Here is a 26,525-nt window from a genome sequence, read left to right as displayed (position 1 = left end):
GCTGTTTCAGCGCCAGTGCGCCCCGCGCGGCGTGTTGCCGATGCCGGGGTTGAAGCTGTTGCACGGGTCGAGCGCGCGGTAATGCTGCACCAGCGGCTCCTTCGCGGTGTAGAGGTGCCCGACATTATGCTCTGCGGGATATTCCGCGCCCCGCTCGTCCAGAATGCCGAGCATCGCGTGCTCCAGCGCGACCGGGTCGACACCCTTCGCCACGATATAATCCTGATGGAACACGTGGCAGAAGAAATGGCCGTAATAGAGCTTGCGGATGATGTGCCGGTCGATCTCCTCGGGCAGGGTCTCGAACCAGTCGCGGTCATTGCGTCGTAACGCGACGTCGATCGCGACGATGTCCTCCACCTCGCGGTTGTGAACCGCGCGATAGCGGACCGCCGCCCCGGCAACGGCGAAACGGTGAAGAAACGCCTTGGTTGCTTCTGTTCCGGTGCATTCGAAGACGTCGCCGTCGGAATTGGGGTAGCGGGCCTGCAGATAGGCGCGTGCTTCCGCAATGCCGTCGCCGCTCATCTTGAGGATGAGGTGATGCTCGTAGCGATCGCGATAGGTCCACATGCGTTCCGGCAAATGATCGCCGAACAGGCGGCTGCCCGCCTGCATCAGATGGTCGCTGAACGCATCAGGCAGGAACGGGAGTTTGCGCGCCCATGCATCCACCTTCGCCTTCAGGGCAAACAGCGACGGCAGGCGATCGGTGCCGAGCCGCTCGATCGCGATGACGGTGTCCTTGCCATACTGTGCGGCGAGATCGAACGCGTCGCGGTGGATATATTCGCCCGCCACGGGCAGGGCCGTGAAATTCCGCAGGATATCCTGGCGGATCTGCGCGAGGTCCGCCACGCTGTTCGTGCCGATGTAGAAGGTCGCCGTGTCGTTCTCGCGGGGGAAAGTGTCGAGCCGGGCGGCCAGCAACGCGACCTTGCCCGCGCTTCCCGATGCCTCGTAAAGGCGGGTCGGGTCGGCGTTGAAGCGGGCAGGGGTGGGGTCGTCGACCTTGCGCACATGGTCGCAATAATGGTGGTCGGATGCCTGCCGGGCGCAGTCATGCGTGATCGTCTCTGGATCAAATGCGCCGCTCTCGACCCGGCGGAGGATGTCTTCCAAATCGTCCCCCAGCGCCACGCCGAGATGATTGACCAAGTGGAGCTTCCCCTGTTCGTCCATCCGTGCGTAGAGAGCCAGCTCGGTATAGGCGGGGCCGCGCTGAACCAGCGATCCGCCCGAGTTGTTGCAGATCCCGCCAAACACCGACGCGCCGATGCAGGACGAACCGATGACCGAGTGCGGTTCGCGCCCATAGGGCTTGAGCACCGCCTCCAGTTCATAAAGCGTCGCGCCGGGCAGACAGATCACCTGTCGTCCCTCGTCGATCGGATGGATGCCCTTGATGCGTAGCGTATTGATCAACACCACGTCCCGGTCATAATCGCCGTGGGGGGTCGATCCGCCGGTCAGCCCGGTGTTCGCCGCCTGCATGATGATGATGACACTCGCTTCGACACAGGTCTGCAGCGTCCGCCATAATTCCACCAGCGTTGCGGGACGGACAACGGCCCGGACCGCCCCGCTCCCGAAGCGATAGCCGGTCGCGAACCGCCGTGTGTCCGCATCGGCGACAAGGACGTGACGGGACCCGACGATCGCGCGGAGCGCGTCGATCACCGCGGAGCTGCTGGCGCGCGCGGAAGGGGCGGGCACGGCATCTGCGGTCATGAATTCTCCTCCTTCGATCGTCGGCGTATATGCGAGGCTCCTTCATTCGTACGTGAGCCGGTCCGCTCGTTTCGGCCCGTTTCTGCTCTCTGAACAGCCCAGAATTTCGCGCTTTTTCTTTTCGGACTTGTCGAGTTGTTTTCGGGTCGCCACATTCGTATACGCGCTGTACTGTTTGCCGCCGACTTATATCGAGCGGCGCTCCGTTTCGACGGGGCATCCTGTTCAGTCACCGCGAAGGAGAAGAGGCGGGTATGGCATCGAGAGCTCTTGCGCAGCAGCCCGCGATCCGGGCGGACGCCCGACGGAACCGCGAGACGATCCTCCATGTCGCGCGTGCGACGATCGCGAGGGATGGAACCGAGGCCTCGCTGCGCAGCATCGCGCGTGACGCTGGCGTGGGACTGGGCACGCTGTATCGCCATTTCCCGACGCGCGACGCGCTGCTTCAGGAAATCCTGCAAAGCAGCTTCGATGAGCTGACGCAGCGCTCGGAAGCGCTGGCCTCCACCAACGGACCACTTGAGGCACTGGAAAGTTGGGTGGACGAACTCGTGGCGAGTACGTCCACCCACCAGGGTCTCGCCGCGTCGATGGTCGAGAAGCTGCGCGATCCCACCTCGTCCCTTCATGATGCCTGTGCCTCGCTGCGGCAATCGGGCGACAAGCTTCTGCGCAGGGCGCAGGAAGCCAAGCTGGTCCGTCCGGATATGGAAGGCGCTGATCTCATGTCGCTCGTGTCCGCCATCGCCTGGCTTTCTGATCGGGAAGAACTTACACCGGAACGGCGCAAGCATTTGCTGAACCTGGTGATGGAAGGCCTGAAGAAAGACTGATCGGTTCTTCCCGCCAGTCCTGACCGGAACATCGCGCCGACCCATGGCACCGAAGGGCGGAAGCCGTCTGGTCTCATCTGGTGATTTTTGTAATCCGCAATCGAGATAGCCGCTCGTAAACCGTCGGAAATCCGGGGGTTTTGGCACATTGCCTGCCCTAATAGGGATGGCCGCTGCGGGCCGACCCTCTTGAATCCCTGCCCAAATATTTCAAGATTTCCGGCGCGCGGGCGATCCTCGTCCGCGTGTCAGGGACGGATGCGGCAGTCACGATGTTGCACCGCGACCGGCGTTCTGGCTGCCGGAATTCGTGCGCGTTCCTGACCCAGGCAACGAACCGGATAAAGGGATGACGATGACGTTTCAGATTGTTGAACAGAATGGGAATGCGGTGGTGGAAATCCCCTGCGAGGAAAAGATCGCGGCACAGGTGTGGGCGATGGACTGGGCCAAGAGCAAGGCTTCGGCGGACGAATATCTCATCAAGCAAGATGGGAACGACTGCGCGAAGCTTTTCCACACAGCGGGTGGACAATGGTATCTGATGAACGCGTAAGCACGGTCCGTTCGCGATAAACAGCTCTTCGTTCCGGGCGTGGTCGGGTCACGGTGTATCGTGGCGGGGCCGCGCCCGCGCCGCGTCAGGACGGCTTCCATCCGGCCTTGGGTTCCTCCCGTAACGGGTTCCGATCTCGCGATTTTCCCGATCTCGGATTGAGATTGGCGGTCCGCTCAGGGGCACGCGATAAGCCTTCAGAAGATATTGGGATGCAGGTCGGGGCGCACGAAGCGGAATTTGGGGATCAAATTTGTCAGCGTTCGTGCCGTTAACTTCCGGATTTTGCTGAAAATAGGCTTTGGCCGCCGCGAAAGCGGGCCGCCGGTGGCGGGCACGGTTTTGCGCTCTGGCGGCATCGTGAGTGAATTGAGAAGAGGAAATGTGATGGACATGGCGACCACGCCCCCCAAGATGCCGATTATCCCCGCGCCCGCGCTGGACCGCAATCTGACCCGCGCCGATCTGGACGCGATGGCGGAAAAGGTCAGCAACTGGGGCCGCTGGGGTCCCGATGATGAAGTCGGCACCCTGAACTTCGTCGGCGATGACGAGATCCGCAACGCGGCCACGCTGGTTCGCAAGGGTCGGGTGATTTCCATGGGCATGGATTTCAATTTTCAGGGCCCGCAGAAGGGCTGGGGCAACCGCTTCAATCCCATCCACACCATGTTGCAGACCGGCACCGATGCTGTAGCGGGCAATCAGGACTGGAACGGCATCCGTTACGCCGATGATATGGTGACGATGCCGCTCCAATGTGGAACTCAGTGGGACGCGCTGGGTCATGTCTTCTTCGATGAGAAGATGTGGAACGGCTATGACGCCCGCCTGGTCGATTCCACCGGCGCGAAGAAGAACAGCATCGACAAGACCAAAGACCGGATGATCGGTCGTGGTGTGCTGCTGGACGTTGCGCGCCTGCGCGGCGGGTATCTGGATGACGGCTATGGCATCACCTCCGCGGAACTGGACGAATGCGCGGCAGCGCAGGGCGTGGAAATCCGCCGGGGCGACTATGTCATCGTCCGCACCGGCCATATGGAACGCTGCATCGATCAGAACGACTGGGGTGGTTACGCCGGTGGCACCGCGCCGGGCCTGCGCTTCGAAACCGCCGAGTGGGTCCATGGCAAGGAGATCGCGGCGATCTGTCTCGACACCTGGGGCTGTGAAGTGCGGCCGAACGAGAGCGCCAATCCGCAGGAAATCAACCAGCCGTGGCACTGGATCGTCATTCCGATGATCGGCATCAGCATGGGCGAGATCTTCAACCTGCGCGAGCTGTCGGCCGATTGCGCGGAGGATGGCGTCTACGAGTTCATGTTCTGCGCGCCCGCACTGCCGATCACCGGCGCGGTCGGATCGCCGATCAACCCCCTCGCCATCAAGTAACGGGAACAGAAAAATGGCTGCCAAGCAAAAGAACGTCATTGTCACCTGTGCGATCACGGGTTCGATCCACACTCCCTCGATGTCGCCGTATCTGCCGGTGACGCCGGACGAGATCGCCAATGAAGCGCTGGCCGCTGCGGCCGCGGGCGCTTCCGTGGTGCACCTTCATGCGCGTGATCCGGAAACCGGACGGCCGACGCAGGATGTCGACCTGTTCCGGAAATTTCTGCCGCGTATCCATGCCGAATCCGATGTGGTGGTGAACATCACGACCGGTGGTGCGCCGACGATGCTGGCGGAAGAGCGCCTGCAGCCAGCGTTGCAATTGAAGCCCGAAATCGCCTCGCTCAACATGGGATCGATGAATTTCGGTCTCTATCCGATGCTGGCCCGGTTCAAGGAGTTCAAGTACGACTGGGAAGAACCCTATCTCGCCGGATCGGACGACCGGGTGTTCCGCAACACCTTGAAGGATATCCAGTACATCCTGGAATCGTGCAGCGACAACAACACCAAGTTCGAAATCGAATGCTATGACATCGGCCATCTCTACACCGCCGCGCACTTCATGGATCGTGGTATCCTGAAGGGGCCGCTGCTCATCCAGTCGGTGTTCGGACTGCTCGGCGGTATTGGCCCGCATCCCGAGGACGTGCATCACATGAAGCGTACGGCCGACCGGCTGTTCGGCGACAATTATTACTGGTCGGTGCTGGGTGCCGGGCGCAGCCAGATGCCGATTGCGACGATGGCGGCAACGATGGGCGGCAACGTCCGGGTGGGGCTTGAGGATTCGCTCTGGATCGGTGCGGGCAAGCTCGCTGAAAGCAATGCCGATCAGGTGCGCAAGATTGTCACCATTCTGGACGAACTGGGCCTGAAGCCCGCAACGCCCGACGAGACCCGCGCCATGCTCGGCCTCAAGGGACGCGACGCGGTGTCCTTCGGGTAGGGACGTCTAGGCACCGTTGTTTCCAATGCAAAAGGGCGCCCGGTACGCTACACGGCCGGGGCGTCCTTTTGCCGTTGTGATGGAGCCCGGGAAAAGAGAAAGGAAGGTTCTTGGCTGCATTGCCGACCTATAAGGAGCAGCGCGCCGCCGCGCGTCGTCGGCTGCCGCATATGCTGTTCGAATATATCGACAGCGGGGCGGTCGACGAACGGTCGCTCCGGGCCAACCACGCCGATTTCGACCGGTTCCAGCTCAAGCAACGTGTCATGCGCGACATGTCGGATCTGGACATGTCAGGCGATTTTCTGGGCCAGCCGTCGTGCATCCCTGTTGCTCTTGGCCCGGTGGGCTTTGCGGGCATGTATGCGCGCCGGGGAGAGGTGCAGGCGGCGCGTGCGGCCGCTGCGGAAGGGGTGCCGTTCTGCCTCTCGGCCGTCTCCGTTTGCGATTATGAGGAGGTGTGCCGTGACAGCGGCATGACGCCGTGGTTCCAGCTCTACATGATCCGCGATCGCGCCTATATGCGCGACCTGATCGCGCGCGTCGTGGCGGCGGGTGCGCAAACGCTGGTGTTTACCGTCGACATGCCATTGCCGGGCGTGCGTTACCGCGATGCGCGGTCGGGCCTGTACGATATCGGCCTGCGCGGCTTGGCGCGACAGATGTGGCAGGGGATCGGTCGCCCCGCATGGCTGTGGGATGTTTATCTGCGTGGCCGTCCGCACGGCTTCGGCAACTTCACGGCCGCCATACCCGGCGAAAAGGGGCTGGGCGACTACTGGGCGTGGATCCGCGAAAATTTCGACTGCAGCACCAACTGGGCCGATCTGGCGTGGGTGCGTTCGCTCTGGCCGGGCAAGATCATCATAAAGGGCGTGCTGTGCCCCGAAGACGCCATTGCCGCGTTCGATGCTGGAGCGGACGGCATCATCGTGTCGAACCATGGCGGGCGGCAGCTTGACGGCGTGTCGTCGGGTATCGCCGCGCTACCCGGCGTGGTCGATGCGGTCGGCGGGCGCGGGCCGATCTGGGTCGATGGCGGTATTCGATCGGGCCTTGATATTCTAAAGGCGCTTGCGCTTGGTGCGGATGGATGCCTGCTGGGCCGCGCCTGGGCCTTCGCGCTGGCGGCCGGGGGCGAGCAAAACGTCGCCGCCATGCTGCGCGCCCTGAAAGCCGAACTGCGGGTCGCGATGACGCTCACCGGATGCCGGGCATTGCGTGACGCCGACCCATCCTTACTCGACCGGTCCAGCGGTTGAACGATGATATTGTGAAGCCGGGTATCGTGCCGATCATTCCCGCATGGCGGCGGCAAGTTCATGCTGCAAACATTCGACCACCCTTTGGATTTTCGGGAGCAGGTGGCGGCGTTGAGGATAGACGGCCCATATCGGTTCGTCGGCAGAGCGAACATCTTCCAGCACATTTACGACCATCCCGCGTTTGAGATAGGGCAGGATGTAGAAGTCCGGCAGCTGGCATATGCCGAGCCCGGCTATACAGGCTTCGATGACCGCTTGCCCACTGTTGCTGCGGAACCGGCCCTTCGGGCGGTGCAGCTGATGATCGGAGCCGTTGGAAAAGCGCCATGTGGTGCTCGTGCCGGCGATGCATTCATGGTGGGCGAGGTCTGCAACCGCTCCGGGTGTCCCGGCGCGCTCCAGATAGCTGGGAGCAGCGCAGGTGTAGAGTGTGCGAGAGGCAACGCGCGCGGCAATCAACCGTGCATCCCCGACGGCGCCCGTCCGAATGCCGAGGTCATATCCTTCGCCCACCAGGTCCACGACCCGGTTGGACAGGTCGATGGTCACGTTCAGCTTGGGATAGGGCATGGCAAACCGCCGGATGATCGGGGCGATGAACCGCTCGCCCATCGCCGTCGGGCAGGTGACACGCAGTTCGCCCTGAGGTTCTCCCTGTTCTCCGATCAGGGCAATGGCCTCGTCCCGTTCCTGTGCGATGCGGGCGCATCGTTCGAAAAACACCCGGCCCGTGTCGGTGAGCCGGACGGTTCGGGTCGTGCGATGAAACAGCTGGGCCTGTACGCGCTGTTCCAGAGCGATGATCGACCGGCTGACATGGGTCGGAGACATGCCAATGGCCTTGGCGGCGCGCGTGAACGAACTCGCCGTGGCAACGGCGATAAATTCGTCGATCCCATCCCAGCCCGACATATTATCCCTCTACTGACATTGTCTATTTACAAAATACGCTATTAACGCCCCTTGGGGGCAATGATAGCGTAAAACTCACGAATAGAATGTCGGAGACCATGATGAAAACACGTGCCGCCGTAGCGTTTGAGGCCAAAAAGCCGCTGGAGATTGTCGAACTGGATCTGGAAGGCCCGAAGGCGGGCGAGGTTCTGGTCGAGATCATGGCGACCGGGATCTGCCATACCGACGCCTACACGCTGGACGGGTTCGACAGCGAGGGCATTTTCCCGAGCGTGCTGGGGCATGAGGGCGCGGGCGTGGTGCGGGAAATCGGCGCAGGGGTGACGTCCGTGAAGCCGGGTGACCATGTGATCCCGCTCTACACGCCGGAATGCCGCCAGTGCAAAAGCTGCCTGTCGGGCAAGACCAATTTGTGCACCGCGATCCGCGCCACGCAGGGCCAGGGGCTGATGCCCGACGGCACCAGCCGGTTCAGCTATAAGGGGCAGACTATCTATCACTATATGGGCTGCTCGACATTCAGCAACTTCACCGTGTTGCCCGAGATTGCCGTGGCGAAGATCCGAGAGGACGCGCCGTTCCAGTCGAGCTGCTATATCGGGTGCGGCGTGACGACCGGTGTGGGCGCGGTCATCAACACAGCCAAGGTGCAGGTCGGTGACAATGTCGTGGTGTTCGGGCTGGGCGGCATTGGCCTCAACGTCATTCAGGGCGCGCGGCTGGCCGGTGCGGGCAAGATTATCGGCGTCGACATCAACCCTGATCGCGAGGAATGGGGCCGCAGGTTCGGCATGACGGAGTTTCTCAACTCCAAGGGCCTGAGCCGCGAAGAGGTCGTCGCAAAGGTGGTGGCGATGACCGACGGCGGGGCGGACTATACGTTTGACGCGACCGGCAATACCGAAGTGATGCGCACTGCACTCGAAGCCTGCCATCGCGGCTGGGGCACCAGCATTATCATCGGCGTGGCCGAAGCGGGCAAGGAGATCAGCACTCGCCCGTTCCAGCTCGTAACGGGACGCAACTGGCGCGGCACGGCATTTGGTGGGGCAAAAGGCCGCACCGACGTGCCCAAGATCGTCGACATGTATATGACCGGCAAGATCGAGATCGACCCGATGATCACACACGTCATGGGGCTGGAAGAGATCAACACCGCGTTCGACCTGATGCATGCAGGCAAAAGCATCCGTTCGGTCGTGGTGTTTTAGCGCGGGTCAAAAGGAGCGAAGGCGGGCAAGGAGGCTGGAGAAGGGCGAGGGTGTCTGTTTGCTTGCGGCGGGTCGTACTTGAGCCACGCGGCGCTCCACCCGCTTCCCATCGGTGGAACTGCCCGAAACTTGACGTTGCCCGAGCGGAAGGAACGGTAAAACACCCTTTGCGGGGCTACCCTTCCGGGTCCACCGCCAGCTACTTTCGTTCATCCCGAATAGCGGTGTGATCATAGGTCGCTCAGTTCCTAGACTTATGGTCTTGCTATGCCCCGTGCGAGGATGGCACGCGCACGGATGCGAACAGGCTCGTCCACCATCGCACCGTTGACGTTCACGGCCCCGTCGCCGCTGCTCAGCACGGTTCGCGCCCATTCCATTTCTTGGGCGCTTGGAAGGAATGCATCGAAGACGGGTTGCACCTGCACCGGGTGGATCAGGAGCTTGCCGCCAAAGCCAAGCGAACGCGCCGCCCGTGCGTCGCGAGCAGCGCTGTCGGGCGCGGTCACGTCCGTCGTCACACCATCCAGAGGCGCGGGCAGATTCCCCAACCGCGAGGCGAGCACCAGTTCGGCGCGCGCTGCGTACAATGTTTCCCACTCATGGTCGCAGCCAAGATCAGCGGCATAATCGACCGACCCAAAGGCCAGTCGTGCGGCATAGCCCGACTGCGCCAAAGCCCGCGCCTGGGCCAATCCGCGCGCGGTTTCCACAAGAGCCAGCACCGGCGCTACGACGCTTATCCGTGCGAGATCGTCCACGCGTTCAGCCTTTGGCAGTATGACGGCCGCGAGGGTCATCCCTTCCAGCGCGGCGCAATCTTCTGCATGCCATGGCGTATCGACACCGTTGATGCGTACGATCACCGGCACATCGAGGGCGAGAGCGCGCAGATTGTCCCGCGCCACATCCTTCGCATCGGCTGCAACGGCGTCTTCCAGATCAAGGATGACCGCATCGGCGCCACTGGCGGCCGCCTTGCCGAAGCGCTCAGGCCGATTGGCAGGAACAAACAGCGGTGCGATTAGCGAACCAAGCGCGTTCATTGCCAAGACGCTTCTGCCTGCATTGCGACCGGTCCACCCGCTCGCGCCGTCCACAAGGGTAAAGTTCCGTTCTGCAAAGTACCTGCATTGAGGAACATCTCTTCGTGATCATACAAGGTCGAGAGACTGCGAAACCGGAATGCATCAGGCGGCCGCCTGCCGACCCGCGCGGCCAGATGGAGCAACAACGTTGCCTGCAACGGCCCGTGAACCACAAGGCCCGGATAGCCCTCCACACCGGTTGCATAGGGCGCGTCATAATGAATGCGGTGCCCATTGAACGTCAGCGCCGAATAGCGGAACAGCAACGTGGGAGACGGATCCACGCCGGAAACAGTCTCACCGACGGGTGCAGCCGTCGGTGAGACTGCCGCAGGAGCGCTCTGCAGCGCCCTGTAGACAATGCTTTGACGATCTTCGATGCGAAGTTGACCGTTGACGGTGAAGGAATGATCCACCGTGACAAAGCACAACGTGCCGGACTTTCCTTCCTTCACGATCACATCGGCAATGCGGGACAGGCGCTGTACGGCGTCCCCCACCCGCAAATCGCCGTGGAAAGTGATATCGCTGCCTGCCCACATGCGGCGGGGTAGTGGCACGGGCGGGAGGAAACCACCACGCGCCGGATGACCGTCTTCCCCCAGAGCGTTCATGGGAGCGGCAGGCTGACACAAACAGAAATGGATGAGTCGGGGAACCACATCCCCCAGTTTTGCGACTTCGCCATCAAGCGAAAGTGTAGCGTGAAAGCGTTCGGCAAGGGCCGCGGTCAGGACGTCCTGCGCCGTTTCCTCTGCACCGATCCAGCCCTGCAACTCAGCCAGGTTCAGAAGTTCACTCATGCTCTGCTTCCTCCTATCGCGGGCACTGCGCCGTAGCGACGCGCCTCACCCTTGACGATGGGGGCGGGCGCGGGAATGGCGACCGGGCCGACGGGCGTGTCCACCGTGATACGCCGCAGATGCGGATGCTGCGCCAGCGCCGCCATGTCGTTCACCCCGGCAAAGGCAGCATCCGCGGCGCGCAGGCGCTCCTCGGCTTGCGCCTTTGTCATATCCGCAAAAGCAGTGGCGACGATTCCGTCGGTCTCCCTGCGGTTACGAACACGATCGACATTGGTCGCAAAGCGTCTGTCTGCTCCATATGTCGCGTCACCAAGGAAGATGTCGGCGAATGTCCGCCATTCGCGGTCGCTCTGGATCGAAATGAGCATCTGTCTGCCGTCCTTCGTCTCGAATACGCCGTAAGGCGAGATGGACGGATGCGACAAACCGATCCGCCTGGGAGAGTTCCCCCCTTTGTGGTGGAGCAGCGGGACGGCCAGCCAATCCGCCATAACATCGAACATCGAAATGCGGATATCCGCGCCCTGCCCGGTGGCACCGCGGCCGATCACTGCCTCAAGGATGGCGGCATGAGCGGTCGAGCCGGTGGCGATGTCGACAATGGAGATGCCAACGCGGGCAGGCGCCTCAGGCCCCCCGGTTACAGACGAAAGCCCCGATTCCGCCTGGACGAGGAGATCATAGGCCTTCCGATCCGCCATCGGGCCGGTGTCGCCATAGCCACTGATCGAACAGATGATGAGTGCGGGATATTGCTTGCGCAGATCTTCAGGCGCGAAACCCAAGCGGTCAAAGGCCCCCGGCTTCAGGTTTTGCACGACAATATCGGCGCTTGCGATCAACCGGGACAGTTCCGCCCTTCCGTCGGGCGAGGCAATGTCGACGACAACGGATTCCTTGCCGCGATTGAGCCAGACAAAATAACTGCTCAGCCCATTCACTACCTCGTCATAACCGCGCGCGAGATCGCCTTCCGCGCGTTCGACCTTGATGACATGGGCTCCCGCATCCGCCAGCCGCGATGTGCAAAACGGTGCCGCGACGGCCTGCTCGACCGCAACGACCGTCAGACCTTCGAGGGGAAGCCGGGCGGCCATCAATATGATCTCGGCATGCCAAGCACATGTTCGGAAATATAGCTCAGGATCATGTTGGTGGAGATGGGCGCCACCTGATACAGGCGGGTTTCGCGGAATTTGCGTTCCACATCATATTCCTCGGCGAAGCCAAAGCCGCCATGCGTCTGCACGGCCGCTTCCGCCGCCGCCCAGGATGAATCCGCCGCCAGCATCTTGGCGATGTTCGCCTGTTCCCCGATTGCTTCGCCCGCCTCGAACATTTCCGCGGCCTTGTGAACCATCAGCTCCGCGGCGCGCATCTGCGCATAGGCCTTGGCGATAGGGAACTGCACGCCCTGGTTCTGGCCGATCGCGCGACCGAAAAGCTGACGCTCATTGGCGTAGTTGCGCGAGCGCTCGATGAACCATTTCGCATCGCCAATGCACTCGGCGGCGATGAGTATCCGTTCCGCGTTCATGCCGGAGAGGACATAGCGGAAACCCTTGCCTTCCTCGCCGATCAGATTTTCCGCCGGTACCTCGACATTGTCGAAGAAAACTTCGGTCGTCGAATGGTTCATCATCGTGCGGATCGGCCGGATGGTCAGGCCCCCGGCGGCCTGCGCCGCGTTCATGTCGAGGATGAAGATCGACAGCCCGTCGATCCCGCGCTGCACCTGATCGCGCGGGGTAGTGCGTGCGAGAAGCAGCATCAGGTCCGAATATTCGGCTCGGCTGGTCCAGATTTTTTGCCCGTTGACGATATATTTGTCGCCCTGCCGCACGGCAGTGGTCTTGAGCGCCCCGGTGTCGGTGCCGCTGGTCGGCTCGGTGACGCCGAACGCCTGCAGGCGCAGTTCGCCACTGGCGATCTTGGGGAGATATTTGGCCTTTTGGTCGTGGTTTCCGTGGCGCAGCAGCGCCCCCATGATGTACATCTGCGCGTGGCAGGCGGAGCCATTGCAACCGGCGCGCTGCACTTCCTCCAGAATTGCGGCGGCCGCCGAGAGCGGCAGCCCGGACCCTCCGAATTCCTCGGGGATGAGCGCGGCCAGATAGCCCGCCTCGCTCAGCGCCTTCACGAATTCCGCCGGATACGCCATTTCGCGGTCGAGCTTGCGCCAATATTCATCCGGAAACTGCTCGCAGAGTTTGACGATCTCCTCGCGGATTTCGGGATAGTCGGTGCCTTGGAGGGAACTGAGTGCCATGTGTTTTCCCGTAAACGATGAGACGATATGTCCGTCAAAGACGGCGTTGATCGGAAATGACACGCCCCTGTCAGTCGTGCCAGAGGAGCTGGAGAGTATCAGCTATGCCGAAATGTTTTAGCTCAGTCCTGTCGGCTATTTAAATTACCGCCCGCGCAGCTTGCTGCCAGGGATTAGATGACCGGCCCAGACCCCCTGTTCGATCAGTTCGGCCGCGATCGTTGCGAATGTCTCGCCAACATAACGCGTCGCTGGCGAAACCGGGCGGTCAGCGGGATAGGTCATGACGACACGTCGGGTCGGCTCCGGGTCGCTCAACGGCGCAGCCGACAGTTCTCCGGACGCAACGCGGCTATAGATCGGCGCGAGCGGCAAGATAGCGTAGCCAAAACCTTCCCGAACCAGATCGATCATGCTGCTGAGCGAATCCGCTTCCAGCTGAGGGGAGAGTTCGATGCCCGCTCGCGCTGCGCAAGCATCGACAATCTGCCGCAGCCCATGCAGGGGGCTCGGCAGCACCAAAGGTTCGTGCGTCAGCGTCGAAAAGGCGACTGGCCGCTTCATGGACAATCCATGCTGACCGTTGCCAACGAGCAGCAAATTTTCGGTCAGGATCGGGTGAGTGCGCACCGCACCTCTCCCATCGGCGTCGTAGGACACGCAGCAATCCAGCAGGTCACGTTTGAGCCAGTCGAGGATGTGCCCGGAAAAGGCGGAACTGATGCACAGCGAGATATGCGGATGCTCCTGCTTGACCCGTCGGGCCAGCGGCACGGTCATGATTTCAGCCACAGTGGGAGTCATGCCCAGACGCACCCGTCCGGAAAAGGAGGTGCTCCCTTCTTCCGCAAGCCGTCGAATCGCGTCCACTTCTTCCAATATGGCGTTGGCCGAAGCTAAAATCTTTCGACCCAGATCGGTGAGCGTCATTCCGCGCCCGTGCCGTATAAACAGGGGCGCCTTGAGTTCCGCCTCAATCATGCGGATCTGTCGGCTAAGGGCGGGCTGCGCGATCCCAAGACGGTCAGCGGCCTTGCTGGCGCTGCCCAGTTCGGCCACATGGATAAGCGTTCTGAGTTGGGCAATGTCCATGTCTATCTCCTAACAGAGGCCGGAACGTCAGGATACGGAAAGGCTGGGGAGATGCGAGGCCTGCATTTCAACATTTCCGGACAAATGACTTTCGCAGCAGGACGCATTCATCGCCAAGGTAGCCGACGAGCTGAATCCATGGTGATACGCTCATGACTTCGATCACCCCAGGGCTGCGCTGTTAGCGGGAATTCAGACAGAAATTGGGCCTGCCCGCTGTCATAGGGCTCCGTCGCGTCCGCGGCATAGGGCGATCCTATGCCCAGATTAGGAGGCCAAGAGCTGCATTTGCAAATGGCGCGAGGATGGTGATTTACGGAACGGGTGGGCCGCAACCGACAGACCCATCACGGTCGGATCGGCAACCATCCATCGATTTATCAGGATAATAAGGGGAGGTTTATGCGTAATCAACTTAAGCTGGTTCTGCTTGCGACGTCGGCGATGACGTGGTCAGCAAGTGCCGCGCATGCTCAAGAGGGGGCAGCGGGAGCTGGCTCTGCGGCGGCCCCCGAGGCCACAACGGAAATCGCCGACATCGTCGTCACCGCACAGAAGCGGAGCGAACGGATCAACGACGTCGGGCTTACCATAACGGCGGCCTCGGGCGAGCAACTCAAGTCCCTGGGTATCAGCACGCCCGATGATCTGATCAAGGCAGTTCCAGGCTTCACCTATGCAAAAAGCGCGTATGGCGTGCCGGTTTATACCATGCGCGGTATCGGCTTTTACGATTACGGCTTGGCTGCATCGCCAGCAGTGACCGTCTATGTTGACGAGGTGCCGCTTCCCTACGGATCGCTGACGTCCTTTTCCATGCTCGATCCGCAGCGGGTTGAGACGATCAAGGGGCCTCAAGGGATTTTATACGGAATCAACTCGACGGCGGGCGCGATCAACATCATTCCCAACGCCCCGACCGATCAGCTCTCGGCGGGCATAGATTTGGGGTATGCCCGCTTCAATCAAGTCACCACGAGGGCGTTTGTCTCAGGCCCGTTGAGCGACACCTTGTCCGCGCGACTTTCGGTGCAGACGGATCATGGTGGAGCGTGGCAGCGCAGCTACAGCCGGGGCGACAAATTGGGCGACAAGGACATCGTGTCCGGTCGGCTGCTGATCGACTGGAAACCCGCCGAAACGGTTTCGCTGCGGCTCAATGTCAACGCGGGCATCGATCGGTCCGATACGCAGGCCGTCCAATATCTGGGCGCGACACCGGCAGCGGGCGGAAACAACGCGCTGAGAACCCTGAATCCCGCGCTCTATAATTACCCCCAGGCCGCTCGCCACAATCGTTCGGCCGATTGGGACGCCAACTACCCGTTCAAGAAAGACAACCACAATTTCCAGGCGGCCCTTACCGTAAATGTCGATCTGACGCCGGACGTCCAGCTGAAGAGCATTACGTCCTACAACCGATATACAACCAAATCGGCCGTTGATACCGACGGTACGCCCTTCACTGCTAATACCATCCTTATTGACGGATATCTGCGCTCCTTTTTCCAGGAACTGCGGCTGTCAGGACAGATGGACGCGCTCCGCTGGATCGTGGGGGCCAACCTCACCGACGACAAGATCAACGAGCGCCAGGACGGAATTTTTACTGACGGTATCCTGGGCAAAACAGGATATACGCACGCAGCGGGCCGCAATTTCCAGACCGGAAGCTCGGAGTCCGTTTACGGGAATCTCGAATATAAGATCGGTGATGGCCTGACGCTGCAGGGTGGAGCCCGCTATACCAATTACCGGCGTGAATTGCGCGGGTGCACCACGGCTGAAGATCAGAGCACGGCAAATTATTTTACGGCCCGTCTTCCTGCACCGGTTGCGGTCGGTGGATGCGTTACCGTTCTTCCTGATAATGTGACGCTTGGCTATTATAATCCCGTACTCAAGGAGGATAACCTGTCATGGCGGGCGGCTGCCAACTGGAAGGTCGATCGCAATACCCTTCTCTATGCCAGCGTCAGCCACGGCTACAAGAGCGGCGCGTTCGGCGCTGTCCTTTCAACGACTTTTGCGTCGCTCGTTCCGGCCGTTCAGGAAGACGTGCTGGCTTACGAGCTGGGCGGCAAGTTCACACTCTTGGGTGGCAAGGTCCAGTTCAACACAGCGGCATTTTATAACGATTATACCAACAAGCAGGTGCGTGGTCGCACATTCGATCCGCGCTTGGCCAACGTTGCCGCCAGCGCCCTCGTCAATGTCCCCAAATCGCGCATTTACGGTGCGGAGGCCCAATTGACAGTCCGGCCGGTGGAGGGCCTTACGCTCAGCGTAGATGGTACTTATATCGACACGAAGATTACGGACAGCTTTGTGAACTTCAATTTCGTTGGCGCCAGGGTCCAGATGAAGGGGCAGGTACTGCCATTTTCGCCAAAGCTCACAGGAACCGCGCAAGTTGACTATGACTTCGCCGTATCGGACAACTGGCGCATGAAGATCGGCGCGTCGCTGCGCCACCAGTCCTTCTCCTACGGTGCTTTGGGCGAGCTGCCGGCTGCCGCGATCGACTCTTACCAGACACTTGATCTGCGTGCGTCGATCCACGACGAAGAGGACAAATGGAACTTCGGCGTCTTTGGCCGCAATGTGACGAACTCCTATTACTGGTCGGCACCAACGTTGGTGATCGAGACCGTCGGGCGCTACGCGGGTGAGCCTGTCAGTTACGGCGTCACTGTCGGTTACCGGTTCTAAACCGACAGTCGTACCAAAAAACGATGGGGCGGAGCATTCCATGCTCCGCCCCATTTTGCGTCCGGATTACAAATTCATCCTATCAAGAGCCGTTGCTCTGCTTTACCTCACCGGTGCTCCCGGGATGCCGCGCCTCGCTGCGAATATACATGAAAATAGATCGCATTTCGTCGTCGGAAAGATCATCGAAGCGGGGCATCTGTCGTTCCACAAGTGCACCATTCAGGACATCCCGGAATACAGCATAGTCCAGCGTTGCTCCCGAGGCACGGAGGTCCGGAGCCGTCGGGCCGGTGGCGGCCGCTCCCGCACCATGACAAATGCGGCAGGTTTGGCTGTAGATTTTTGCCCCGCGTTTGGCCGCAGCCTGATCGATGACGATCTTAGGATCGTCGGCGATGGTCACGGCAACGGACGGCGGTTGGGTTTGCGGCAGTTTCTCTTTTCCATCCAGCGAAAACACGAGCAGCCGACTGGGATGAATACCGTAGCGCCACCCGGTATCGAACAATTTGCTGCCCGCCGCCGAAGCCCCGCCATATCCCGCCAGCACCGCGATATACTGCTTCCCCCGGGCTGCAAAACTGATGGGCGGCGCAATTATTCCGTTCCCGGCTTTGAATGACCAGAGCAGCTTACCCTGATCGGCCGAGAACGCCTCAAAATTGCCGTCCGCCGTGCCCTGGAACACGAGGTTACCCCCCGTGGTCAGAATTCCGCCGTTCCACAAATATTTGCGCGGCACGCGCCACGCGGCCTTTTGTCCGATTGGGTCCCAGGCCAGCAACGCGCCTTTGCCATCTTCCTTGTCGATCACGGCGGACCGGAAGGTTGCCCCTATACCAAACCGCATTTTCGTCTTGTCGAGTGTAAGATCGGCAAGGGCTTGTGCGTCCTCCGGGGTGGATGTGAATGTCGTAGGCAGCTGCATATAGGGAATATAAACTAGCTTGGTCTGGGGGCTGTATGCCATCGCCTGCCAGTTATGGGCGCCGATGGTGCCTGGCCAGATGGTCACGGGGCCGGATTCATAGCGTATCCCCGGGCGCTCCACAGGCCGCCCCGTCTTCAAATCGATTTTGTCCGCCCATGTGACTTTTCCGAGTTTCTCTGCAGAAATGACACGGCCGGTCTCGCGATCAAGAACATAAAAGAAGCCGTTGGTGGGCGCCTGCATCAAAATCTTGCGCCGCTTGCCGCCGATCTCAGCCTCGGCAAGCGTCATGTCAGTCGTAGCCTTATAGTCCCATGCTTCACGGGGATTGACCTGGTAATGCCAGATGTACCGGCCGGTATCCACATCGACCGCAACGATGGAGGCGAGAAATAGATTGTCGCCGCCCGCCGGGCTGCGCAGTCGCGGATCATAGACCGACGCGTTGCCGGTACCAATATACAGTCGGTTCAGTTCCGGATCATAAGTAATTGCGTTCCATGGCGTGCCGCCCCCGCCCCAGCGCCACCATTCGCCCGACCAACTCTTGGCGGCCATCTTCATGGCCGGGTCGTTTTCATCAGACCCCGGGCGGCCAGGCACGGTAAAGAAACGCCACAACTTTTTCCCGCTGTTCGCGTCATAAGCCGTGAGATAGCCCCGCGTGCCCCAGTCGGCCCCGCCCTGACCGATGACCACCTTGCCGTTAAAGGCTCGCGGCGCTCCGGTGATCGTCTTGCGGGAATGTGGGCCATCGCCATCCAGCGTGGAAGTTTGCCAGATTTCGCGGCCATTGCGCGCGTCGATTGCGATCAAGCGGCCATCGAACGCACCGAGAAACAGCTTTCCCTGCCAATAGGCCAAGCCGCGATTGACCGGCTCAAAACCGCGTATCATACGCGGAGAAACCTTCCACGACTGAGGATCGTACTTCCAGAGGATTTTCCTACTCAGGACATCGGCGGCGTACACGGTACCATTTGCCGCCGTAAAATAGAGGATGCCGTCGATGGCCAGGGGTGTCGCTTCCAGACCGCCCGGCTCGTCCAAGGTAAAGGCCCATGACAGACCCAAGCGATCGACATTGTCGCTCGTGATCTGATTGCCGGGGCTAAAGCGACTTTCGTCCGCCGATCGGCCATAGCTTGTCCAGTCGCCTCCGTCCGAACGGGGACCGCCACAAGCCGCCAAGGCCAATAATGGCAGTACATTCGCTATCGCAAGACGAACGCCACACGGCTCTGGTCTTAGACCTCGATTCATTGTCAGCATATCCTCTCCTGGCTGCCCGTTTCCTCGCGAGCCTAATGCGTCCCGCCAAGCTGACTACATGCGATCGAAGCAGCATAGGACATCCAATGCCTTGCCATAGTTTCGTCCTATGGCCGCCGGGCCCTTTTCCCTTTTCTGCCAATGGCTCGGGTGGCATGACGAAGGCATAATCTTGAATGAGGAGAGAATTCATGAGGCTCAAAACAACGCGGACATGCGCACGCTCCATAGCTTTCGCCGTCGCTTTTGCCGTTTCGGTGCCTCTGGCTCCCGTATCCGCCACCGCTGCAGTTACCAAGGCTGAAACCATGTCGAACCGGAAAATCATCGCTGATGCCTTCGACAAGTGGACAAAGGGCCATGGTGAAGTTTTCAACCTGCTCGCGCCCAATGCTGTGCTGGTCATTCCGGGAACGGGCCCGTCGGCGGGAACGTGGAACGGCCGTGAGCAATTTCTCACGCAGGTAGCCAAGCCGTTCCTTTCGCGGTTTTCTGAGCCGCCATTGCCCATCGTTCGGGGTATATTCGCTGAAGGCGATACCGTCGTGGTGCATTTTGACGCCAACGCTGTCCGGCGTGACAAGCAGCCCTATTCGAATAGCTATGCCTGGATTTTCCAGATGAGCGGTGGTTTGGTCACGCGTCTTACCATGTATTATGATTTGCCCGCTTTTGACGCAGTGAAGGCGCAAGTGCCAGCCAGTGCCGAAACTGCGGGTGGCGAATATCGGGGCGCTCCAGGTGCTGTGCCTGGCGCTAGCGATGAAGCCGACAAGCAGGAAATCCGGCGCCTTGCAACCGAATGGCTGGAATATGGCTGGCGCCATCTTCCCACCGATCCGGCGTTTAATTTCCGTGAGCGTCTGGGCAAATTCTACGATTGGGATGCCAGCGGTGTGTATCTTTTCGATGATTTCGATCAGAAGAAGCGTGTGGCCCGATCACCGGCCGAATATGGCGCCATCTGGGATGAAGCCCTGAAGGGCATAGTGTTCAGCAACCGAATCGAACCTGTGGAAGACATCGTTATTTCTGGGAATCTCGCGTCGGCACCCGTCTACTACAATATTACGCTCGATATGGGTGACCGGATGATGAATGGCCGAATTCTCAGCATGGTTGTTTGGCACCGAACCCCTGCTGGCTGGAAGATCATTCGCGAGCAAGGGTCTGGCCTCTCGATGACCTCCACACCCAAGAAGAAGTGATGGGACTGCGATGCTCGGCGCGTAAATAATGCTCAGGCATGACGCGCCGGGCTCGTGGGACGAAGTGCCGGATCGGGATAAGCTCTGGAAGCCCGTATGATTTCGTTCACCGACCCTCAAAAAGCCGAATGAGGGGGAAATTCCGCCGGGCGCTTTTCCTGATAGGCGGCGAGACCTTCCTTGGCCTCTGCACCACTAAAGCCCAACATTTCGAGCGCAAGCGACGCGTCGAACGAGGGCCCCGCCATACGCAACCAGTTGTTGAGCGCATATTTGGTGAACCGGATCGCGCTTTGTGCTCCGCCCGCCAGCTTGTCAGCGATTTCCAACGTCTTCGTTTCGAGTTCATCGTCTTCGACCGCCAACGCGACCAAGCCCATTTGCTCGGCCATTTCCCCAGTCATCGGTTCGCACAGCATGAGATGATATTTGGCCTTCGCCATCCCGCACAATAGTGGCCAGATGATCGCTGCATGATCGCCTGCCGCTACGCCGAGTTTCGTGTGACCATCGACGATTTTCGCGCCCTTGGTCGCAACCGGTATGTCCGCAAGCAGCGCGGCCACAAGGCCCGCACCCACGGCCGCGCCATGGATGGCGGAAACGATCGGCTTGGAACAGTTGATGATATTATAGACGAGATCGCGCGCTTCCTTGAACATGCGCACGCGGGCCTCATGGTCCGCAATAAGATCCTCAACCACGGAAAAATCACCGCCTGCGGAAAAGGCTCTGCCAGCGCCGCGCAGGATCACGGCGCGAACCGCGTCGTCCTGGTGGACAACGTTCCAGATATAGGCCAGCTCGCGATGACCGTCATGATCAAGCGCGTTGAGCCGCTCCGGCCGGTCGAGCGTGATGCGCAACACGCCGTCGCCGGGGCGATCGAACTTCAGCCATTTGTAACCGTCATAACCGTGTGACATGGGATGTCCTTCAACCAATTGCGCGGCGCGACGTTATGCCGCCATCGATCGTTATAATGGTGCCGGACGTATAGGCCGACCGAGGCGAGGCGAGAAACGCGAACATATCGGCCGTTTCCCGTACGCTGGCGATTCTACCCGCCGGATAGCCTGCGGTCAGCTCGTCTGCGGCATCCTCTGTGCCGAACCGTTCGATCGCACGCGTACGCAGGACCTTGAAGATGCGGTCGGTCGCCACCGGTCCGGGGTTGACGCCCAGAACCCGAATGCCGTGATCCATGCTGCGTCCGCCGATGGCGCGGGTGAATGCCATCAGCGCGGCGTTGCCGGTGGTGCCGCACACATAATCAAAATCGAAATTCTCACCGCCGTTGCCGATGTTGTTGAGGATAACGCCGGATCCCCGTTCCTGCATCAGAGGATAGAAAGCGCGGGTCATGTTGATATAGCCGAAGACCTTCAGCTCCCAGCCTGCGCGCCATTGCGCTTCGTCGACATGCCAGAGATTTCCACCCGGAATCGCGCCTGCATTGTTGACGAGGATGTCCGGCGTTCCTGCGAACGCGACGACCCGGCCCACGGCGTCCGGAGCGGTCAGGTCGATCGCCAGCGTTTCCACCTGCGCGCCGAGGGCCGATCGCAGTTCTGATGCGACCGCGTCCAGCTTATCCGCCGAGCGGGCGACCAGATAGACGGCACAGCCTTCCTCCGCGAAAACCTGCGCCAGACCGGCTCCGATGCCCTGTGAAGCGCCGGTAATGAGGACTTTCTGGCCGGCAATTCCCAGATCCATTTCTAATCCCTTCGGTCGTCTCGATGGCTCAGGCCGGAATCATGCGGCGGATTTCGTCCAGCGCGGACGGATTATCCAGGGCCGAAAGATCCCCCAGGGGCTGGTCGCAATAGATGCTGCGTATCAGGCGGCGCATCACTTTGGAACTGCGCGTCTTGGGCAGCTGCCTCACGACATGCACGGCGCTGGGGCGGAACGGCTTGCCCAGATTGTCGTCCACCTGCTTGCGGATCGCTGTGGCGAGAGCCGCCGCGTCGCCATCATAAGCGGATGCTGTAATCACGAAAACCACCAGCTTCTGACCCTTGACGGCGTCTTCCACCCCGATGGCGGCGGCTTCACTCACACTGGGGAGCTCCAGGATAACCTCCTCGACTTCGGCCGGGCCGAGCCGTTTACCGGCAACCTTGATCGTGTCGTCGGAGCGGCCCAGCATGAAGAATTCGCCGCGGCTCGTGCGCATGGCAAGGTCGCCGTGGATCCACAGGCCAGGAATCGTGCGCCAATAGCTGTCGAGATAGCGCTCGTCGTCCTGCCAGAAGGAATGGGTCATTCCGACGAACGGTGCACGGATGGCAAGTTCACCGATCTGGTCGAGGACGGGTTGCCCGTTTGCATCCACCACATCGACTTCCACGCCCGGTGACGTCGTGTTGAAGGATGCCGGGGGAATGGGGCGCACGACGACGCTGGACAGCAACGCCCCGGACACCTCGGTGCCGCCGGTATAATTGATGACCGGCGCGCGGCCGTGCCCGAAATGGCGATGGAACCAGAGGAAGTGATCAGGATCAATGCCTTCCCCGGCTGTGATGAGCAATTCGATGGTCGATGTGTCGCCGCTCACGGACAATGGCATGTTGGCCGCAAGTCCACGGATCAGCGTCGGCGCCGACCCCAGATGGGTAATCTTGTGTCGCTCCACGATCCTGGAAAGGCGCGACCAATCGGGGAAATCCGGCGCCCCGTCATAGCAGACGAGCGTCGCTCCGCGCAGCAGCGCGACGGAAAGCACGAGCGTCCCGGCGATCCATCCCATATCGGCAGGCCAGCAGAAAACGTCGCCTGCGCCGACATCGAAATGGACGGCGGCGTCGTGCGCGATTTTCAGCGGGAAACCGCCGTGGGTGTGGACGGCTCCCTTTGGCTTGCCGGTGGTGCCGGACGTATAGATCACCATGAACGGATCGTCGGGCGTCATGCGGGCGGAGGGGAGGGCGGGGGCGTCGTTATCGAGGACCGCCTGCCATGCAATGCCCGGCTTTGGGATTGCCTCGCCCGCACCGCCCTTCAGGATGAGCAAGTCAATCAAGGGGAGCTGTCGTAGGGCATCCGTAATCGCAGCCATCGCGTTGACGCGCTGCCCCCGCCGGTCGAACCCGGTCGACCCGACAAGTCCGCGGGCGCCGCAGGAGCCAAGGCGGGAAACAATCGCGTCGGTTCCAAATCCGCTAAAGAGAGGGACCACGATCGCGCCCAGATACGCGATCGCCAGCAATGTGACGGTGGCTTCAATGCCGTTTTCGGTGAACAGGCCAATGCGGTCGCCGCGTTTTACGCCCTGTTCGGCCAGCCCGGCGGCGAAGCAACGAACCTGACGAGACAATTCGGCAAAACTGATTTTCGTGACCGTCCCGTCCTCACGCTCGGCAATGATAGCAGTGCGATCGGACGACGCCGGATCGTCACCGAACTTCACGATACTGTCGACCCAGTTCAATTCTCCGCCCGGGAACCATGACGGAAATTCGCGGCCACGGGCGAACTCGCCGTAAGAATCCGGCTTCTTCGACCATTCAAGATCCAGAAATGCGAGTGTCTTTTGCCAATAGCCCGCAGGATTCTCGACCGAATATTGGAGCAGAGCGTCGTAGTCTGGCAGTTGCAGGGTGCGTGCAAGCGCCGTCACGTGCGCATGGGCGACGTCATCGGCGGTAGGAGTCCATAGATCGGTCTTTTCGGATGCGGTCATGCGCTAACGGCCTTAATCACTCGTCATGAAAGTTTCGGAAATCGTACCCGTCGCGGCCAGGCGATCAATGGTTCCGGCGTCGAATCCCGCCTCCTTCAAGATCGCCGCCGTATGCGCCCCAAGCGTCGGGGCAGGCGCGGGGGTATCATGTCCATTCACCGCGAAATCGCACAGGGTCGTGACGATGGGGATCTGTTGATTGTCTCGGGTCGAGACATACTCCAGCATCTCCCCCTGCGCTATGGCAGGCGCTGTAAAGGCTTGCCCGGGCGACAGCATCGGCGTGACGGGCAGACGGTGGGCCTGCGCTCGCGCCATACAGGCTTCGAGGGTTTTGTCCGCCGCCCAGGCTGCCGTGATCGCACTCAGCGCTTTACCATTGTCGCCGCGAGATTGGTCATCCGAAAAACGCGGGTCGTCAACCAGCTCCGGCTGATCGACCATCTGCGCCCAACGACGGAACATCATGTTTCCGATAACCTGGATCATGATCCAGCCATCGCGGGTTCGGAAGAGGTCCGATGGCCCAGAAATGGGGCTGCGATTACCGGTCGCGACCCGGCTCCTTGCGCCCGAAGCTTCCTCGATCAGCATCGAATTTGTAATCGTCAGCGCTGTCTTGAGAAGGGAGCAATGGACATGCTCGCCCTGGCCCGTGCGTTCGCGCTTCAGCAAGGCGGACACCGTACCGAGCGCGGCAGAGATAGCGGTAGAGTAATCGACATAGGAGACCGCCGCCCTGTAAGGCTGTTCCGGTGTTCCCGTCAGCGCCATCGCTCCGCTCAATGCCTGCCCGGTGCAGTCAAAGCCGATCTCGTCCCGATACGGGCCGTTCAGGCCATAGGCGTTCACGGTCGTCAGGATGATGTCGGGGCGAATTGCGCAAAGCGTGGCGTAATCGAGACCGAGCTTGGTCAGCGCCTTGGGAGGTAAGTTGGCGACCACGACATCGGCGCTGGCAATCAGGCGTTCCACGACCTGTCGGCCTTCGGAGGTCGACGTGTCGATGGCGATTGAGCGTTTGCCGCGATTGACATGATAATGAACCGCGCCGCCGCCACTTTCGTCCTCTCCGATCGGCATGACGTAGCGATCGTCGCTCCCCTCGACGGGCTCCACGCGGATCACATTGGCCCCCATATCGGCTAAAAGCGCCGCGCAAAATGGGCCGGAGATGTAACGTCCAAAGTCGAGGACCTTGTATCCGCTCAGAACGCCCTTCATTGCCGCCTGTCTTTCCGTCGTTCGAACCAAAGGCGCTCTTCCGAAGGGCGCCTGCGTACTGAGCGATGCCGGAACGCTGACGGACGCGCAAATGGGGATGTCCATGTCCTAACGCATATATAGGTAAAACCTATACCTTGATCTGAAAGGGCGGGTTTTTCGTCAAAATGGCTGACGATCAAAGGATCAGAGGGCATATCATCCCTTCATCCGACGTTTTGTCGAGAAAAAAGTGGGTGCAACATTTACGCTAAGGATATAGGCTTATCCGATGGATGAGGGTCGTGTTCCGCCTGTCGATCTAAGGCAGCTCCACTATTTTGTGGCGATAGCAGAGCAGGGCTCGATTTCGTCCGCCGCCGCCGTGCTGGGACTGGCCCAACCGTCCCTGTCAGAACATATCTCGCGCCTGGAAAGGAAGCTGGATACCCAGCTCATTATACGCGGGGCGCGCGGTGTCCACCTTACCGAGGCCGGCGTCGCTTTGGCCCAACACGCGCGTGAGATCCTGCATGGTGTCGAAGTCGCGGTCGAAGATGTCCGCCACCTCGGGGGCGAGGCGAGGGGGCCGGTCTCGATTGGCTTCCCGCCGTCGATGGGTTTGTTGCTCAGCGTTCCGTTGGCGGAAACCATCCAGGCCGAATTTCCGCGGGTTCGCCTGCACATAGCCGAGGCGATGTCCGGTTATATCATGGAATGGATCATTAACGAGCGGATCGAGCTGGGTTGCGTTTATGAAGTGCCGGATGCTTCGCAGGTCTCTGTCCAGCCGATTTTGAGCGAAGATCTTTTTCTGGTGACAGCGCCCGACAATTGGGATGGTGCAATCTTGCCGAATGGCAGGGCCGAAAAGCCCATCACTCTGGCGGACGTGCAGTCACTGCCGCTCGTACTGCCCAGCCGCCCGCATGGTGCCCGCGAAGTGATTGAACGATTTGCTAAAAGCAACGGCGTCCGTCTGGATGTCGTCACAGAGATTGATTCTCTTCCCCAGATTATCGCGATGGCGGACCGCGCAAGCGCTTATACGATTTTGCCGCACGCGGCCGTGATCAACGAGGTTGCTAACGGAACCCTTGCGCTGGTCGAAATCGTCAAGCCGACGATCCGTCGAACCGCTTATCTGATCAGGAAACGATCGCGATCCGTGACGCGCGCAAGCCAGGTCGTGGAGCAGGAGCTTACCACCATCATCGGGGAAATGATCGATCGCCACCATCTCGAAGCGCGCCTTCCCAAGGCGGAGTAAACATCTGCGTCGTCCTGCGATAGGTGGGGCCTATGACAAGTGTAGGCAGGCGACCGGAGACGCTTTTCGGACGCTGCGGAGGGTTTTAACAGTTCACCTTGGGCCTATGAAAATGCGCC

General features: G+C 60.6%; 22 protein-coding genes. 9 read left to right on the top strand and 13 right to left on the bottom strand.

Annotation, left to right across the window (positions count from 1 at the left end; all coding sequences use genetic code 11):
* Positions 1-6: 6 nt before the first annotated feature.
* A complete protein-coding gene (gene dld, locus FHS92_RS03480; protein WP_184077556.1) occupies positions 7-1,731 on the bottom strand; it encodes a D-lactate dehydrogenase in 1,725 nt (574 codons plus the stop codon).
* Positions 1,732-1,985: 254 nt separating this feature from the next.
* On the opposite strand from dld, the gene FHS92_RS03475 reads away from it, so the two are divergent.
* The gene (locus FHS92_RS03475) at positions 1,986-2,567 is read left to right on the top strand and encodes a TetR/AcrR family transcriptional regulator (RefSeq protein ID WP_221230872.1); all 582 of its coding nucleotides are present in this window, start codon (positions 1,986-1,988) and stop codon (positions 2,565-2,567) included.
* Between the two features lie 349 nt (positions 2,568-2,916).
* Positions 2,917-3,123: a hypothetical protein gene (locus FHS92_RS03470; protein ID WP_221230871.1), complete on the top strand. Its 207-nt coding sequence runs from the start codon at positions 2,917-2,919 to the stop codon at positions 3,121-3,123.
* A 197-nt stretch (positions 3,124-3,320) separates the two neighbouring features.
* On the opposite strand, the gene FHS92_RS03465 is transcribed toward FHS92_RS03470, so the two are convergent.
* Positions 3,321-3,518, bottom strand: coding sequence for a hypothetical protein (locus tag FHS92_RS03465; protein ID WP_184077552.1), 198 nt, complete (start codon positions 3,516-3,518; stop codon positions 3,321-3,323).
* On the opposite strand from FHS92_RS03465, the gene FHS92_RS03460 reads away from it, so the two are divergent.
* From FHS92_RS03460 to FHS92_RS03450, 3 genes are all read left to right on the top strand, one after another.
* Positions 3,517-4,518: a cyclase family protein gene (locus FHS92_RS03460; protein ID WP_221230870.1), complete on the top strand. Its 1,002-nt coding sequence runs from the start codon at positions 3,517-3,519 to the stop codon at positions 4,516-4,518. The genes FHS92_RS03465 and FHS92_RS03460 overlap by 2 nt on opposite strands.
* 13 nt (positions 4,519-4,531) lie before the next feature.
* Entirely contained in the window at positions 4,532-5,470 is a 939-nt protein-coding gene (gene kce / locus FHS92_RS03455) for a 3,5-dioxohexanoate:acetyl-CoA acetone transferase (RefSeq protein WP_184077550.1), read from the top strand.
* 110 nt (positions 5,471-5,580) lie between these two features.
* A complete protein-coding gene (locus tag FHS92_RS03450) occupies positions 5,581-6,732 on the top strand; it encodes an L-lactate dehydrogenase (RefSeq protein WP_246351750.1) in 1,152 nt (383 codons plus the stop codon).
* A 33-nt stretch (positions 6,733-6,765) separates the two neighbouring features.
* Here FHS92_RS03450 and FHS92_RS03445 read toward each other — a convergent pair whose 3' ends face one another.
* Positions 6,766-7,647, bottom strand: coding sequence for a LysR family transcriptional regulator (locus FHS92_RS03445; protein ID WP_184077548.1), 882 nt, complete (start codon positions 7,645-7,647; stop codon positions 6,766-6,768).
* A gap of 101 nt (positions 7,648-7,748) precedes the next feature.
* On the opposite strand from FHS92_RS03445, the gene FHS92_RS03440 reads away from it, so the two are divergent.
* Positions 7,749-8,861, top strand: coding sequence for an S-(hydroxymethyl)glutathione dehydrogenase/class III alcohol dehydrogenase (locus FHS92_RS03440; RefSeq protein ID WP_184078751.1), 1,113 nt, complete (start codon positions 7,749-7,751; stop codon positions 8,859-8,861).
* Positions 8,862-9,115: 254 nt separating this feature from the next.
* On the opposite strand, the gene FHS92_RS03435 is transcribed toward FHS92_RS03440, so the two are convergent.
* From FHS92_RS03435 to FHS92_RS03415, 5 genes are all read right to left on the bottom strand, one after another.
* Complete coding sequence (locus FHS92_RS03435; RefSeq protein ID WP_184077546.1) at positions 9,116-9,907, bottom strand: HpcH/HpaI aldolase/citrate lyase family protein; 792 nt, start codon at positions 9,905-9,907, stop codon at positions 9,116-9,118.
* Positions 9,904-10,752, bottom strand: a complete 849-nt coding sequence (locus tag FHS92_RS03430; protein ID WP_184077544.1) for an HTD2 family dehydratase — start codon at positions 10,750-10,752, stop codon at positions 9,904-9,906. The genes FHS92_RS03435 and FHS92_RS03430 overlap by 4 nt, the downstream gene beginning before the upstream one ends.
* A complete protein-coding gene (locus FHS92_RS03425; protein ID WP_184077542.1) occupies positions 10,749-11,852 on the bottom strand; it encodes a CaiB/BaiF CoA transferase family protein in 1,104 nt (367 codons plus the stop codon). The genes FHS92_RS03430 and FHS92_RS03425 overlap by 4 nt, the downstream gene beginning before the upstream one ends.
* A complete protein-coding gene (locus FHS92_RS03420) occupies positions 11,852-13,024 on the bottom strand; it encodes an acyl-CoA dehydrogenase family protein (RefSeq protein WP_184077540.1) in 1,173 nt (390 codons plus the stop codon). The genes FHS92_RS03425 and FHS92_RS03420 overlap by 1 nt, the downstream gene beginning before the upstream one ends.
* A gap of 144 nt (positions 13,025-13,168) precedes the next feature.
* On the bottom strand, positions 13,169-14,116 hold the full coding sequence (locus FHS92_RS03415; RefSeq protein ID WP_184077538.1) for a LysR family transcriptional regulator: 948 nt from the start codon (positions 14,114-14,116) through the stop codon (positions 13,169-13,171).
* 402 nt (positions 14,117-14,518) lie between these two features.
* On the opposite strand from FHS92_RS03415, the gene FHS92_RS03410 reads away from it, so the two are divergent.
* A complete protein-coding gene (locus FHS92_RS03410) occupies positions 14,519-16,828 on the top strand; it encodes a TonB-dependent receptor (RefSeq protein ID WP_184077536.1) in 2,310 nt (769 codons plus the stop codon).
* Between the two features lie 82 nt (positions 16,829-16,910).
* Here FHS92_RS03410 and FHS92_RS03405 read toward each other — a convergent pair whose 3' ends face one another.
* Positions 16,911-18,959: a PQQ-dependent dehydrogenase, methanol/ethanol family gene (locus FHS92_RS03405; protein WP_184077534.1), complete on the bottom strand. Its 2,049-nt coding sequence runs from the start codon at positions 18,957-18,959 to the stop codon at positions 16,911-16,913.
* A 251-nt stretch (positions 18,960-19,210) separates the two neighbouring features.
* On the opposite strand from FHS92_RS03405, the gene FHS92_RS03400 reads away from it, so the two are divergent.
* Positions 19,211-20,242 carry a nuclear transport factor 2 family protein gene (locus FHS92_RS03400; RefSeq protein ID WP_184077532.1) on the top strand — a complete coding sequence of 344 codons (1,032 nt, stop codon included), beginning with the start codon at positions 19,211-19,213 and terminating at the stop codon, positions 20,240-20,242.
* Positions 20,243-20,358: 116 nt separating this feature from the next.
* Here the strand turns inward: FHS92_RS03400 and FHS92_RS03395 are convergent, their stop codons facing one another.
* The 4 genes from FHS92_RS03395 to FHS92_RS03380 are packed head-to-tail and all read right to left on the bottom strand — an operon-like array spanning position 20,359 to position 25,157.
* Positions 20,359-21,168 (bottom strand): enoyl-CoA hydratase/isomerase family protein, encoded by an 810-nt coding sequence (locus FHS92_RS03395; RefSeq protein WP_184077530.1) that lies wholly within the window; start codon positions 21,166-21,168, stop codon positions 20,359-20,361.
* Positions 21,169-21,178: 10 nt separating this feature from the next.
* Positions 21,179-21,961: an SDR family oxidoreductase gene (locus FHS92_RS03390; RefSeq protein ID WP_184077528.1), complete on the bottom strand. Its 783-nt coding sequence runs from the start codon at positions 21,959-21,961 to the stop codon at positions 21,179-21,181.
* A gap of 28 nt (positions 21,962-21,989) precedes the next feature.
* Positions 21,990-23,933 carry an AMP-binding protein gene (locus FHS92_RS03385; RefSeq protein WP_184077525.1) on the bottom strand — a complete coding sequence of 648 codons (1,944 nt, stop codon included), beginning with the start codon at positions 23,931-23,933 and terminating at the stop codon, positions 21,990-21,992.
* 12 nt (positions 23,934-23,945) lie between these two features.
* Entirely contained in the window at positions 23,946-25,157 is a 1,212-nt protein-coding gene (locus FHS92_RS03380) for a CaiB/BaiF CoA transferase family protein (RefSeq protein ID WP_184077523.1), read from the bottom strand.
* A gap of 271 nt (positions 25,158-25,428) precedes the next feature.
* Between FHS92_RS03380 and FHS92_RS03375 the strand changes: the two genes are divergently transcribed.
* A complete protein-coding gene (locus tag FHS92_RS03375; RefSeq protein ID WP_184077521.1) occupies positions 25,429-26,406 on the top strand; it encodes a LysR family transcriptional regulator in 978 nt (325 codons plus the stop codon).
* Positions 26,407-26,525: the final 119 nt, after the last annotated feature.

Source organism: Sphingobium subterraneum, from assembly GCF_014199435.1.
GTDB classification, from domain to species: Bacteria; Pseudomonadota; Alphaproteobacteria; order Sphingomonadales; family Sphingomonadaceae; genus Sphingobium; species Sphingobium subterraneum.
The sequence above is the reverse complement of the archived record's forward strand: the minus strand, read 5'-3'. Positions and strand labels throughout refer to the sequence as shown.